Genomic DNA, 13,859 nt, shown 5'->3' on the forward strand with positions numbered 1-13,859 from the left:
GGGGCGCGGGGCATGGTGGCGACGGGCAGCGGTGGCGGGGACCGGTAGCGGGCGGTTCACTCGCACGTGGGGAAGGTGCGGATCCGGGGAACTCGGGCGGTCGCCGCGGCGTTGGCAGGTTGAGTGGAATAGACTCAACTTATTGCACGTTGTCATAAGCAGGAATCGGTATGGGACCGGCCACAGACGCCGCAGACAAGAGGAGGAGCGCGAGGACGTGGACGCCGAGCTGACCAACAAGAGCCGGGAGGCGCTCAGCGCCGCCAATGAGCGTGCGGTGACCGCCGGGCACGCGGACATGACATCCGCACACCTGCTGCTGACCCTGCTGGCGGGCGAGGACAACGAGAACATCATGGACCTGCTGGCGGCCGTCGGCGCCGACGCCGCCGCGCTGCGCTCCGGCGCCGAGCGCCAGCTCGCCGCGCTGCCCAGCGTCCAGGGCTCCACCGTCGCCCCGCCGCAGCCCGACCGCGAGCTGCTCGCCGTCATCGCGGACGCCGCACAGCGCGCCAAGGAGCTGGGCGACGCCTATATCTCCACCGAGCACCTCCTGATCGGCATCGCCGCCAAGGGCGGGCGCACCGGCGAACTGCTGGAGCAGCAGGGCGCCTCCGCCAAGAAGCTGCTGGCAGCCTTCGAGGACAGCCGCGGCGGCCGGCGCGTGACCAACCCGGACCCCGAGGGCACGTACAAGGCCCTGGAGAAGTTCGGCACGGACTTCACCGCCGCCGCGCGCGAGGGCAAGCTCGACCCGGTCATCGGCCGGGACCAGGAGATCCGCCGCGTGGTGCAGGTGCTCTCGCGCCGTACGAAGAACAACCCCGTGCTCATCGGCGAGCCCGGCGTCGGCAAGACCGCCGTCGTCGAGGGCCTGGCGCAGCGGATAGTCAAGGGCGATGTCCCCGAGTCGCTGCGCGACAAGCGGCTGGTCTCCCTGGACCTGGGCGCGATGGTCGCCGGCGCGAAGTACCGCGGTGAGTTCGAGGAGCGCCTCAAGACGGTGCTCTCCGAGATCAAGGACAGCGACGGCCAGGTCATCACCTTCATCGACGAGCTGCACACCGTCGTGGGCGCGGGCGCCGGCGGCGACTCCGCCATGGACGCGGGCAACATGCTCAAGCCGATGCTGGCCCGCGGCGAGCTGCGGATGGTCGGCGCGACGACGCTGGACGAGTACCGCGAGCGCATCGAGAAGGACCCCGCCCTGGAGCGGCGCTTCCAGCAGGTGCTGGTCGCCGAGCCCACCGTCGAGGACACCGTCGCGATCCTGCGCGGGCTCAAGGGCCGTTACGAGGCCCACCACAAGGTCCAGATCGCCGACTCCGCGCTGGTGGCCGCCGCCACCCTCTCCGACCGCTACATCACCTCCCGCTTCCTGCCCGACAAGGCCATCGACCTGGTCGACGAGGCGGCCTCCCGGCTCCGTATGGAGATCGACTCCTCGCCCGTGGAGATCGATGAACTCCAGCGCGCCGTGGACCGGCTCAAGATGGAGGAGCTGGCGCTCAAGAACGAGACCGACGCCGGCTCCGTCCAGCGGCTGGACAAGCTGCGCAAGGACCTCGCCGACAAGGAGGAGGAGCTGCGGGGCCTGACCGCCCGCTGGGAGAAGGAGAAGCAGGGCCTCAACCGCGTCGGTGAGCTCAAGGAGAAGCTCGACGAGCTGCGCGGCCAGGCCGAACGCGCCCAGCGCGACGGCGACTTCGACACCGCCTCCAAGCTGCTGTACGGCGAGATCCCGGGCCTGGAGCGGGAGCTGGAGGAGGCCGTGGCGGCCGAGGCGGACCAGGCCGGCAAGGGCGGTGCGGGCCAGGGCAAGGAGTCCATGGTCAAGGAGGAGGTCGGCCCCGACGACATCGCCGATGTGGTCGGCGCCTGGACCGGCATCCCCGCGGGCCGCCTCCTGGAGGGCGAGACGCAGAAGCTGCTGCGCATGGAGGAGGAGCTGGGCAAGCGCCTGATCGGCCAGAGCGAGGCCGTACGCGCCGTCTCCGACGCCGTGCGCCGCACCCGCGCCGGCATCGCCGACCCCGACCGGCCCACCGGCTCGTTCCTGTTCCTGGGCCCCACCGGCGTCGGCAAGACCGAGCTGGCCAAGGCGCTCGCGGACTTCCTCTTCGACGACGAGCGGGCGATGGTCCGCATCGACATGAGCGAGTACAGCGAGAAGCACTCCGTGGCCCGCCTGGTCGGCGCCCCGCCCGGCTATGTCGGCTACGAGGAGGGCGGCCAGCTCACCGAAGCGGTACGCCGCCGCCCGTACTCCGTCGTCCTGCTGGACGAGGTGGAGAAGGCCCACCACGAGGTCTTCGACATCCTGCTGCAGGTCCTGGACGACGGGCGCCTCACCGACGGCCAGGGGCGCACGGTCGACTTCCGCAACACCATCCTCATCCTGACCTCCAACCTCGGCTCCGCCTTCCTGATGGACCCGCTGCTCAAGGAGGACCAGAAGAAGGAGAAGGTGCTGGAGAGCGTCCGCGCCGCCTTCCGGCCCGAGTTCCTCAACCGGCTGGACGACCTGGTGGTCTTCCACCCGCTGGGCACCGACCAGCTCCAGCGGATCGCGCAGATCCAGATCGACCACCTCCAGCGCCGCCTGGCCGACCGCCGGCTCACGCTGGACATCTCCGAGCAGGCCCTGACCTGGCTCGCCTGGCTGGGCCACGAACCGGTGCTCGACGCGCCGGCGCCCGACCTGTCCTACGGCGCCCGGCCGCTGCGCCGCCTGGTCCAGACGGCCATCGGCGACCAGCTCGCCAAGGCGATCCTGGCCGGTGAGGTGCTGGACGGCGACACCGTACGGGTGGACGTCGAGGGCGACCACCTCTCGGTCGCGCCGGTGCGCTGAGCGGACACCCGCCCCGTCCGGGCTTGCCAGGACGGGGCGGGGATGAGGGAGGATGGCGAGGACCATACGAAGGGAAATCCACGGTGAGCATCGACCCGTCCTCGATTCCGAATTTCGGGGGCCAGCCCGAACCTCAGCCGTCGGGGCCTGATGGTCCCGTCGTGCCCGACCAGGACCTGGTCAAGCAGCTCCTCGACCAGATGGAGCTCAAGTACGTAGTCGACGACGAGGGTGACCTCGCCGCCCCGTGGGAGCAGTTCCGCACGTACTTCATGTTCCGCGGTGAGGACGAGCAGGAAATCTTCTCGGTCCGCACCTTCTACGACCGCCCGCACGGCATCGACGACAAGCCGAAGCTGCTGGAGGCGATCGACGACTGGAACCGCCGCACCCTGTGGCCCAAGGCCTACACCCACACCCACGACGACGGCACGGTCCGCCTCATCGGCGAGGCCTCGATGCTGATCGGCACCGGTGTCTCGCTGGAGCACTTCGTGTCCAGCACCGTCAGCTGGGTGCGTGCCTCGATCGAGTTCGACAAGTGGGTCGTCGAACAGCTCGGCCTGGAGGCCGAGATCGAGGGCGACACGGAGGAGAAGCCGGGCGACGAGCAGGCCTGAGCCCGCTCGCCGCGAACAGCGGTGGATCCCGTACGGCCCCGGAGCGAACTGCTCCGGGGCCGTACGTATGCCTGGGGGCGCGCACAGCGGACGTGCCCGCCGCGCGGACCCGTGTCACAGCGGCATGTCGTACACGGCCAGCAGGTACACCCCGTACGCCGTGGAGAGGGTGGCCAGGGCGGCCGTTGTCAGCAGGACCGCGGGCAGGCGGGCGCGGGAGAGGGCCAGGGCGGCGGGCAGGAGGAGGGGGAAGGCGGGCAGGAGGAAGCGGCCCTTGGAGGGGAAGTAGCCGCTGCCGCCGAGGGCGAGGAGCAGGAGGACGGCGGTGTAGGCGAGCAGCGGCAGGGGAGGGCGGTCCAGGGCCAGCAGGACGAACAGCAGCAGGGCCATGGCCACCACGGCCACGACCATGTGGTGCGCCAGCGGCGCCTCGTGCAGCACCAGGCGTTTGACCGAGCGCAGCGCGTCCCGCCCGGCGTCGAAGCGCGAGCCCCACAGCTCCTGCACCGCGAAGTAGCCGCCCGGCCCGCCGCCGGTGCGCGCCCCCACCCACAGGACGTACCCCAGCCACCCGAGCGGCGCGATCAGCGCGCCCGCCCACAGGCGCACCGTGTCGGCGCGCGAGAACGCGCCCCCCGTACCGCCGCGCCGCCGCCACGCCTCGGCGGCCACCGCAGCGCCCACCGCCGCGATCACCGCCAGCGCGCTGGGCCGGGCCAGGCCCGCCACCGCCGCCAGCGCTCCGGCCGTCAGCCACCGCCGGGTCAGCAGTGCGTACAGCGACCAGGCGGCCAGAGCGGTCAGCAGCGTCTCCGTATAGGCCAGGGACTGGATCACGGCGTGCGGCAGGACGGCCCACAGCACCACCAGCAGGGTCCCGGCGCGGCGCCCGTACAGATGCGCGCCGACCGCGAAGATCCCCCAGGCCGCCGCCGCTGCCGCCGCCCACGCGATGAGCAGCGCGGCGTCCGGCGCACTGAGCGGGAGGACGGTGTGCACGGCGCGGATCAGCCAGGGGTACAGCGGGAAGAAGGCGAGGTTGGCGAAGGGCTCCTCGGGCCACATGCCCGCGGGGACGGGCGCCGCGTAGCCCCATTCGGCTATCCCCAGATACCAGTTGGAGTCCCAGGAGGCGCCCAGCAGATCGCGGGGGTGGCGGCCGGTGTGCCAGGCCCACAGCGCCGTGCACCCGATCCCTGCCAGGCGCAGGCAGGCGTAGAGGGCCAGCGCGGGCGCCGCGCGGTGCAGGGCGGCGGTCAGGCGGGTGCGGCGGCCGCGCAGGGCGCCGCCCGCCGCACGCGGCGCGGCACCGGCCTCCGTACGCGTACCGGCTTCGGTGGCGGTCTCGACAGTCTCGAAGGACACGGGACACCTCCGGCGCGGTGGTGCGGTCGGCACGCGGCTGTACGGGCTGCGCGGCCCGACATCTCGACTCTGGTCGGCGCCCCCGCGGGGCGCGACCCCGGTCGCCCGACCGGGTGGCCCTGCCGGAGGGCGGCCCGCAGGGGTTGGCTTGGCCTCGCCCATCACTGGACCGGGGCCGGTGCCCCGCGCCTATGGTGAGGACCGAATCTCCTGGTCGACGAGTTGAGCGGGTCGAAGCGGGCCGAGGCGGGCCGCTGTGCCCGGGAAGGCGGGATGGGATGGTTACGAGGGGGACGGCCGACGCGCGCGGCCCGGTGGGCACCGCGCAGTGGGGCCCGGCCGAGCGGGTCCGGCACATGGGCACGTCGATCTTCACGGAGATGACGGAACTGGCGCGCTCCACCGGCGCGGTGAACCTCGGACAGGGCGTCCCGGAGCTGGACAGCCCCACCGAGCTGCTCAAGGGCGTGGCCGAGGCGGTGCTCTCGGGCAACAACCAGTACCCGCCCTTCCACGGCTTCCCCGCGCTGCGCGAGGCGATCGCCGCCCACCAGGAGCGCCGCTACGGCCTCCCGTACCAGCCGCAGGGCGAGGTGCTGGTCACCACCGGCGCCACCGAGGCGCTGGCCGCCGCGCTGCTGGCGCTGTGCGACCCCGGCGACGAGATCCTGACCTTCGACCCCTGCTACGACGCCTATCCGGCGGGCGCGCGGCTGTCCGGGGCGCGGCTGGTGGCCGTACCGCTGGCGATGGACGGGGACGGGTTCGCCGTGGACATCGAGGCGCTGCGGGCCGCCGTGACGCCCCGCACCCGCGTCCTGCTGCTCAACACCCCGCACAACCCGACGGGCAAGGTCTTCACCCTCGCCGAGCTGACCGCCATCGCCGAGCTGTGCCAGGAACACGCGCTGACGGTGGTCACGGACGAGGTGTACGAGCACCTGGTGTACGACGCGGACGACGCCACCGACGCCGGCACCGACGCCGATACCGCCACCACCGGCTCCGCCGCCGTGCGCCACATCCCGCTCGCCTCCCTGCCGGGCATGCGCGAGCGCACCCTGACCATCTCCTCGGCCGGCAAGACCTTCAACGTGACGGGCTGGAAGGTGGGCTGGGTGTGCGGCCCCGCGCCGCTGGTGGCCGCCGTCGCCGCGGCCAAGCAGTTCCTGACGTACGCCTCGGGCACCCCGTACCAGGAGGCGCTGGCGCGGATGCTGGAGGGCGTGGAGGAGTGGGCGGGGGAGCTGCGGGACACCCTGCGCCGCCACCGCGACCTGCTCAGCGACGGCCTCTCGCGGGCCGGGCTGCGTCCTTTCCGGGCGCAGGCGGGGTACTTCGTGCAGGCGGACGTACGGCCCTGGGGGTACGAGGACGGCGTGCGCTTCTGCCGCGAACTGCCCGGCCGCGCGGGCGTGGTGGCCATCCCGACCGCCGCCTTCTACCAGGGCGCGGGCGCCGCGTCCTGGCTGGTGCGGTTCTCCTTCTGCAAGCGGGAGGAGTCGATCCGTACGGCGGTGCGGCAGCTCGTCGCGGGCCGCTGAGCTGGGGAGTGCCGCGGGAGAGGGAGTCGGGCGGGCCCGAAGAGGGGCCCGGTCCCGGGCGAGTTGAAGGCCGAGCCGTAAGAAAGCTGAACGCAAAACGGCTATATCGATCAGGTCGGCTGTGCTATCCCGGATACAGCGCATCGAGGGCGCAATTGGCGCACTGAGGGGGAACCTCGATGAATGACCTGGGACCTGGCACGGCGCCGCCCGACGAGGGCGGCGGACATCGGTACGGACGGGGGGCCGTGTGGGCGGCGGTCACAGCGGTGGGCACGCTCCTGGGCGCGCTGGTGCCGCTGATCATCGCCCAGACCAACAGCCCTTCGCCGCCCATCGTCGTCGGCGGCGGCGGTACGTCCACCTCGTCGGCCCCGAAGGCGGTGGATCCGCCGACCACGCCGACGCGGACGACCGACCCGCCGGCCCCGGATCCGCCCACGTCGGATCCGCCGACCAGTGACCCGCCGACCTCCGATCCGCCGCGCGGTGAACTGAACGCTGCTGAACAGGAATTGGCGGACTTCGTCACCAACGATGCTTTATCAAGCTGTTTTTCATCAACCGCGAGCGTTTCCGGCGCATCGGCGGTCATCAACTGCCGTGTACCGGACGGTGGTCCCTCGCGCAATCCGCTGGCGATTGCCTTCGAAACGCGTTCGGACCTCAATACCTGGATGGCGGGGGAGAAGGACGACTACACGGTCACCGACTCCTCCGCCCGGTGCACGGCGGGTGACGACTTCAAGGGGACGTGGAACTACAAGGGCGCACGGACCGGACAGCTGGCCTGCCACCGGACCGACGCCGGGTACTTCCGGATCGCCTGGTCCTTCGACGAGCGTCTGGTGGTCGTGGTCGCCTCGAACAAGGACGAGACGAAGCTGATCACCTGGTGGAAGGCCACTCCGGTCACTCCGTGAGCCCCCGCCGTCCCGCGCGCCCCCGCCGCCCCGTGCGGCCTCGTTTTCCCGGGTGCGCCGCGTGTCCTGCCGGGCGCCCCGTACCGCGAGCGCCCCACGACTGCCCCCGTGCGCGGCTCCCGGAACCTCTGGACTTCCTCAACTGTGCTTTGAGATCACCGGGAGCAGGGCAGGAGCCCCGCACGAAAGACAAATGAGGGGCCCGGCCGGTGCGAAACGCGGCGGGGTCTATCACGGCAAGTGGAGCGAATGCCTCGCTTCGGGGGAATGGAAGGAGTGTGAGGCAGAGATGGCTTTTCTGGTCTTTCTGGCGATCTGCGCGGTAGTCGTGGGACTGGTGACGACGGCGTCACGCAGTGGGAGTCGTAAAGGCACATGGAGCCGGGGCTCCAGTAGTGGCGGCAGCAACAGTTGGTGGGTCGGCGGCGGGGACTCCGGATCGTACGGCGGCTCGTCGTGCGGCAGCGGCCACCACCACGGCGGCCATTCCTCCTGCGGCAGCTCGTCCTCCTGTGGAGGCGGAGGCGGAGGCGGCGGGGGCGGCGGCTGCGGAGGCGGCGGCGGTTCCTGACGTTGCCGGACGGCCGATGCCGGACGGCCGATGCCGGGCGGTCGGCGCCGAGCGGTATGGGCGCGGACGGGTGCGGATGGGGCGCGGCGCCAATGCCCGCCCCAATACCCCTCCACTGATTCTCCACAAGGCCCCGCATATGCAGCAGGCCGTGCCACACATGCGGGAGTCCCATGCTTGGCCGCATATGCGCCCGGCGCGTCACAACACCCGTCGGGTGATTCTCCTTTGAACAACTGAACCGTTTAGCCCTCTGAGGGATGGAAACCCGGCGAAGATGGGTAAAAGCGCTGTGGGCCCCGCGTGTTTCATGATTCCCTCTCTCATGAAAATTCCACTTCTCGGACCCTTGCGTGGGCACGAGCCGGCAGCCAGTTATTTCCCTGGTCCTCCTCCGGGGCGGGCCGGCCCACCATCCACTGCGTGCTTGCGGAGCCGACCCATGCTCACGACCTTGAAGACGGCCTACACCGACACTCGCGCATCCGACCTCGCCTGGGCGCTCGGCCGCGAGCCGCTGCCGGCGCTCGCCGTCCTCGACCTCCAACTGGGGGACGCCAGCGTCCAGTTGAGGCTGCTCGGCGCCTCGCACCAGGTGCTACTGGAAGAAGAGCACGGCACCTGTTCGGAGACGGTCGCCTGCATGCCCGGCAGCAGCACCCCGCTCCCGCTCGGCGTGGCGAAACGCATCGGCGACTGGGAGTACGAATTCGCCGCCCATGTCGAGACGCTGTCGCGCGGCTCCTTCGCCGGGCGCGCCCAGGAACTCCTCGCCCTGGTCGCCGAGCACCCCTTCGGCCTGGCAGGCACGTTCCCCGGCGCGCCACACGCCTTCACCGCCATGCTGGCCCAGCGCGAACACGGCCAGGTGCGCTGGCGCACCTGGCACGCCTACCCACAGGAGGGACGCCTGGTCGCCACGCGCACACGCGTGGGCGTACGAGCAGTGGCCACCCTCTAGGCGTGCGAGCAGTGGCCACCCTCTAGCGGTGTCGGCCCTCAGGGCGCTTCCGACACCGCGGAGATCCGTCAGCAGCGCCCTAGCCCCTGCTGACCTGCCGTGATCACTGATAGTGCATCAAACCGCCCGTGCGGGAGGCATATTGCACTCTTGTGGGTGACAGGGGGCGACCTGGTCGTCACGTAGCGTTCACCGCATGATCGACCCGCCAGAGCCCCGCGCCTCCGGTGCTGTCGTCCCACCGGAGGCCAAACCGGCACGGCTGCCCGTGTCGGCCGGGCTCGGCCGTCTGCTCGTCCTCGCCGTGGTCTTCCTCTGCGCCGCCTGCGGCCTGGTCTACGAACTCGAACTGGTCGCCCTGGCCTCGTATTTGGTCGGCGACTCGGTCACCCAGGCCTCCGTCGTCCTGTCCGTCATGGTCTTCGCGATGGGCATCGGCTCCCTGCTCGCCAAGCGGCTGCGCTGCCGCGCCGCCGTCGGCTTCGGCGCGGTCGAGGCGGCCCTCGCGCTGGTCGGCGGCTGCTCCGCCATGGCCCTGTACGCCTGCTTCGCCTGGTTCGGCCAGTCCCGCTCCACCCTCATCGGCTTCTCGCTGGCCATCGGCATCCTCATCGGCGCCGAGGTGCCGCTCCTGATGACGCTGATCCAGCGGGTCCGGCGCCAGGACGCGGGCGGCGCGGTGGCCGACCTGTTCGCCGCCGACTACGTGGGCGCCCTCGTCGGCGGTCTGGCCTTCCCCTTCCTGCTCCTGCCGGTGCTGGGCCAGGTCACCGGCGCCCTGCTCACCGGCGCGGTGAACGCCCTCGCGGGCGGCGGCCTGGTCCTGTGGCTCTTCCGCCGCGACATGACGCCCCGGGCGCGCTGGGCCCTGCTCGCCGCCAACGCCGCCGTACTGCTGCTCCTGGCCACCGGCACCGCCCTGGTCGCCCCCTTCGAACGCGCGGCGCGGCACGCGGTGTACGGCTCCTCGGCGCGGGTCGCCGTCCAGACCGGCATCCAGGAAGTGGTGATGACCGGCAGCGCCGACGGCGGCGAAGGGCCCGGCCGGCTCGGCGCGGCCGCCGGCGGGCCCCGCCGCGGCCCGCTCGCCCTCTACCTCGACGGCCGGCTGCGGGTCAGCGCCGCCGACGAGTTCCGCTATCACGAGGCGCTGGTGCACCCCGCGATGTCCGGGTCCCCGCAGCGCCGCGTCCTGGTCCTGGGCGGCGGCGACGGCCTGGCCGTACGCGAAGTGCTGCGCCATCCCGGGGCGCGCGCGGTGACGGTGGTCGAACTCGACCCGGGCGTGGTCCGCCTGGCCCGCACCGACCCCGGCCTCTCCGCCCTGAACCGCCACTCCCTCGACGACCCGCGGGTCCGCGTGATCACCGCCGACGCCTTCGAGTGGCTGCGCGACGGCGCCCGCTCCGACGTCCGCCGCCTCGGCCCCTACGACGTCATCATCTGCGACCTCCCCGACCCCGGCATCACCGCCAGCACCAAGCTCTACTCCCAGGAGTTCTACGGCCTCACCACCCGCGTCCTGGCTCCCGACGGCCGCCTCGCCGTCCATGCCGGCCCGCCCGTCGCCCGCGCCCACGCCTACTGGACCGTCGACGCCACCATCCGCTCCGTGGGCCTGTCCACCCTCCCCTACCGCCTCCCCGGCCACCTGGCCACCTTCTCCGGCGGCCCGGACCGCTCGCTGACGCCGGGGGAGGGGGAGCGGGGGGCCGGGTGGTTCGGTGCGGAGGTACGCGGCGACGCCGGCGGGCCGGGCGTCTTCGCACCCGGCCGAGGCGGCGGACCGGGGCGGGCGGCCCACTACTGGGGATTCATCCTCGCCGCCCGCCGTCCGCCCGCCCTGCCCCCGGCACTCCAGCCGAACGCCATGTCCCACCGCGACCGTTCCCCGCGCGTGCCCGCCGCCGGCCCCGTCTCCGTACCTGTCCCGGCCCCCGTCCCCGTACCGAAGTCCGCCCCCGCCGTCCCCGCCACGCCCGCCACGCCCGTCGACGTACGGGTGCGCACCGACGACCGCATCCCCGGCCTGCCGCCCTCGACCCTCATCCACCCCCGCTACCTGGACTGACCCACGCCCGCCCCACTCCTCCCCCCTTCACCCCTCGCCTCTCCCACCTCCCCCGTACAGAAAGTTGTGCGGGACCGGGCACGCCTGTGGGGAGGGCTGGGTAGGCTCCGGTGCATGGAGCACGAGGTGTACGTTCCGTTTTCCGTCGGAACTGTCAGGCAGGCGCTCACCGATCCGGTGTGCGTGGCGCGCTGCGTTCCGGGGATCCAACTCGACGCCGACGGGGACCCCGCCGCCCCCGAGGGCCGGCTGCGCCTGCGTATCGGCTCCTCCACGATCACCTACCGCGGCACCCTCCACCTCACCGCTCCCGCCGACGCCCCCGACACCGTCGTCGTGCGCGCGTCCGGCACCGAGTCCCGCGGCGACGGGTCCGCCGAACTGGCCCTCACCGTGCGGCTGTCCGAGGCGGAGTCCGGCGAGGGGACGACCCTGACCTGCTCCGGTACGGTCCACAGCCAGGGCCGCCTGGCCGAAGCCGCCCCGCAGACCGCCGAGACGGCCGCCCGCCGCCTCCTCGACCGCTTCGCCGAGGCCCTCACCACCCACCTCACCGAGGCCGCGTCCGCTCCGGACGCCCCCGAACCCTCCGGCACCGCCGAGCCGACCGCCTCGGAGGTGTCCGACTCCGAGCCGGCCGTCTCCGAAACGCTCTCCGGCGACCCGGATCAGGCGGACACCGCCCATGACCCGGACCACCCCGACCACCACGGCGTCTTCGACACCGAGGTGCCGCCGCCGTCGCTGGACCCGCTCGCGGACGACGACGTGGCGGACGCGGCCCCGGCCGAGGCGGCCCACGCGCGCCGCACGATGATCGGCCGCAGCGCGGAGGAGGTCGACCACGCCCCGCCCCGCGGCCGCTACGCCCCGGTGCCCGCCCCCGAAACCACCTCGACCTCGGCCACCCTGCGCTGGGCCGCCCCCGCCGCCGCAGCCGTCCTCGCCTCCGCCGTCGTCGTAGGCCGCGTCCTGCGCCGCCGCCGCTGATCACCCCACCGAAAGCACGGCGGTGAACCTGCGGCCCGTCGTGAACCTGCGGTCCGGCGGAGCCTGGCCGCGCAGTTCCCCGCGCCCCTGACGGCCTTCGGGGGCCCACCGGCATCCGCCAATTCCGCCCGTCCACGCCGCCACCGCTCGCGTTGGGGGAAGGGCGGACGGGTGGGGAAAGCCCGCCGCGGGCGCAGCGTCGCCGCACTCGGCAGTGCCGCGAACCGCCGTGGCGCGACGCCGCCCGTCGGCCCCGCCCCGCGAAGGGCCCGCCCCGCGAAGGGCCCACCGCAGGCGGGGCGGTGGAGGTCGGTGTACCCGGCGCGCAGCGCCGTTCGCGGGGTTAGGGTCGGGGCGTGAGTAGTGACGAGACCGCGCAGAGCGCGCCCGTGCGGCTGGCCGCCGGGGACACCGAGCTGACCGTGCACCCGGACAACGGCTGCCGCCTCGGCAGCCTCCGCGTCGGCGGCACCGAACTCCTGCGGCAGGGCGCCAAGTACGGCTGCTTCCCGATGGTCCCGTGGTGCGGCCGCATCGACCAGGGCCGCTTCCGCAACGGCGGCGCGCTGCACCAGATGCCGGTCAACTCCCCGCCGCACGCCATCCACGGCACCGGCCGCAACCTCGCCTGGAAGACGGCCCGCGCCTCCGCGACCTCCGCCGCCTTCACCTACGACCTCACCGACCCGGCCGCCGCCCCGTGGCCGTACCCCGGCAAGGTCACCCAGCTCGTCGAGCTGGCCGAGGACGGCGGCTCGCTCACCCTCACCATGGGCGTGGAGACCACCGGCGACTCCTTCCCCGCGCAGGCCGGCTGGCACCCCTGGTTCGTACGGAACCTGGGCGACGGCGGCGAGGACGTACGCATCGGCTTCACGGCGCAGTGGCAGGAGGAGCGCGGCGCGGACCACCTGCCCACCGGCCGCCGTATCGACCCCGAGCCCGGCCCCTGGGACGACTGCTTCGGCATGCCGGAGGGCGTGGACGTCACCCTGACCTGGCCGGGCCGGCTGGAGCTGAAGGTCGCCGCGCGCGCCGAGTGGGTCGTGGTCTACGACGAGCAGGCCGAGGCCGTCTGCGTCGAGCCGCAGTCCGGCCCGCCCAACGGCCTGAACACGCTGCCCCGGCTGGTCACCCCGATCGACCCGCTGGAGATCTCCACGACCTGGAGCTGGCGCACCCTGGCCTGAGGGCCCGCCTGCGGAACCAGGCTCTAAGCTCGTGCGCATGAGTGACGACGTGCGCGGCGCGCTGCTGCAGCAGATCAAGGACAAGGCCGTGGTGCACGGCAAGGTGACGCTTTCCTCCGGCAAGGAGGCCGACTACTACATCGACCTGCGCCGGATCACCCTGGACGGCGAGGCCGCGCCGCTCGTCGGTCAGCTGATGCTCGACATCACCGCCGACCTGGACTACGACGCGGTCGGCGGGCTCACGCTCGGCGCCGACCCGGTCGCCACCTCGATGCTGCACGCCTCCGCCGCCCGCGGCCGCCGCCTGGACTCCTTCGTCGTCCGCAAGGCCCAGAAGACGCACGGCATGCAGCGCCGTATCGAGGGCCCGGACATCAAGGGCCGCCGGGTGCTGGTGGTCGAGGACACCTCCACCACGGGCGGCTCGCCGCTGACCGCCGTCGAGGCGGCGCGCGAGGCCGGTGCCGAGGTCGTCGCGGTCGCCACGATCGTGGACCGCGGCGCCGCGTCGGCCATCGCCGAGGCCGGTCTGCCGTACATCACCGGCTACCAGCTCACCGACCTCGGCCTGGCCTGAGCGCCGGCGGGCGGCAGTGGGTGCCACCGCGCAGCGACGAGCGGTGGCCGGGTCCGTCAAGCCCGCGCGCCTGTCGCAGTTGTCACGACTTGCGCCGCGGCAAGAAGTGACTTAGGTCCCGTCAGCCGGTGCGAAAAGGCCTGACCAGCGACTTCGTCGAGGGGGGGGGGGGGGGGGGGGGGGGGGGGGG

10 protein-coding genes are annotated in these 13,859 nt (G+C 72.8%); 9 read left to right on the plus strand and 1 reads right to left on the minus strand.

What is annotated here, in order from left to right; genetic code table 11:
- Positions 1-217 precede the first annotated feature (217 nt).
- Together clpB and AC4IJH_RS36350 are read left to right on the plus strand one after the other, a co-directional pair.
- Positions 218-2,854 (plus strand): ATP-dependent chaperone ClpB, encoded by a 2,637-nt coding sequence (gene clpB / locus AC4IJH_RS36345; protein WP_490856245.1) that lies wholly within the window; start codon positions 218-220, stop codon positions 2,852-2,854.
- 83 nt (positions 2,855-2,937) lie between these two features.
- Positions 2,938-3,474 carry a type III secretion system chaperone family protein gene (locus AC4IJH_RS36350; RefSeq protein ID WP_490856246.1) on the plus strand — a complete coding sequence of 179 codons (537 nt, stop codon included), beginning with the start codon at positions 2,938-2,940 and terminating at the stop codon, positions 3,472-3,474.
- Between the two features lie 114 nt (positions 3,475-3,588).
- On the opposite strand, the gene AC4IJH_RS36355 is transcribed toward AC4IJH_RS36350, so the two are convergent.
- Positions 3,589-4,839 (minus strand): glycosyltransferase family 39 protein, encoded by a 1,251-nt coding sequence (locus AC4IJH_RS36355; protein WP_490856247.1) that lies wholly within the window; start codon positions 4,837-4,839, stop codon positions 3,589-3,591.
- 278 nt (positions 4,840-5,117) lie between these two features.
- On the opposite strand from AC4IJH_RS36355, the gene AC4IJH_RS36360 reads away from it, so the two are divergent.
- From AC4IJH_RS36360 to pyrE, 7 genes are all read left to right on the plus strand, one after another.
- Entirely contained in the window at positions 5,118-6,383 is a 1,266-nt protein-coding gene (locus tag AC4IJH_RS36360) for an aminotransferase class I/II-fold pyridoxal phosphate-dependent enzyme (protein WP_490856248.1), read from the plus strand.
- Between the two features lie 269 nt (positions 6,384-6,652).
- Complete coding sequence (locus AC4IJH_RS36365; protein WP_490856249.1) at positions 6,653-7,306, plus strand: hypothetical protein; 654 nt, start codon at positions 6,653-6,655, stop codon at positions 7,304-7,306.
- A 1,013-nt stretch (positions 7,307-8,319) separates the two neighbouring features.
- Positions 8,320-8,838: a DUF2617 family protein gene (locus tag AC4IJH_RS36370; protein WP_490856250.1), complete on the plus strand. Its 519-nt coding sequence runs from the start codon at positions 8,320-8,322 to the stop codon at positions 8,836-8,838.
- A 196-nt stretch (positions 8,839-9,034) separates the two neighbouring features.
- Positions 9,035-10,909, plus strand: coding sequence for a polyamine aminopropyltransferase (locus AC4IJH_RS36375; RefSeq protein ID WP_490856251.1), 1,875 nt, complete (start codon positions 9,035-9,037; stop codon positions 10,907-10,909).
- Between the two features lie 114 nt (positions 10,910-11,023).
- Entirely contained in the window at positions 11,024-11,899 is an 876-nt protein-coding gene (locus AC4IJH_RS36380) for an SRPBCC domain-containing protein (RefSeq protein WP_490856252.1), read from the plus strand.
- A gap of 356 nt (positions 11,900-12,255) precedes the next feature.
- Complete coding sequence (locus tag AC4IJH_RS36385) at positions 12,256-13,089, plus strand: aldose epimerase family protein (protein ID WP_490856253.1); 834 nt, start codon at positions 12,256-12,258, stop codon at positions 13,087-13,089.
- Between the two features lie 37 nt (positions 13,090-13,126).
- Complete coding sequence (pyrE, locus tag AC4IJH_RS36390) at positions 13,127-13,669, plus strand: orotate phosphoribosyltransferase (protein WP_490856254.1); 543 nt, start codon at positions 13,127-13,129, stop codon at positions 13,667-13,669.
- Positions 13,670-13,859 lie beyond the last annotated feature (190 nt).

The sequence above is a fragment of the Streptomyces sp. UF-297 genome, from assembly GCF_058245575.1.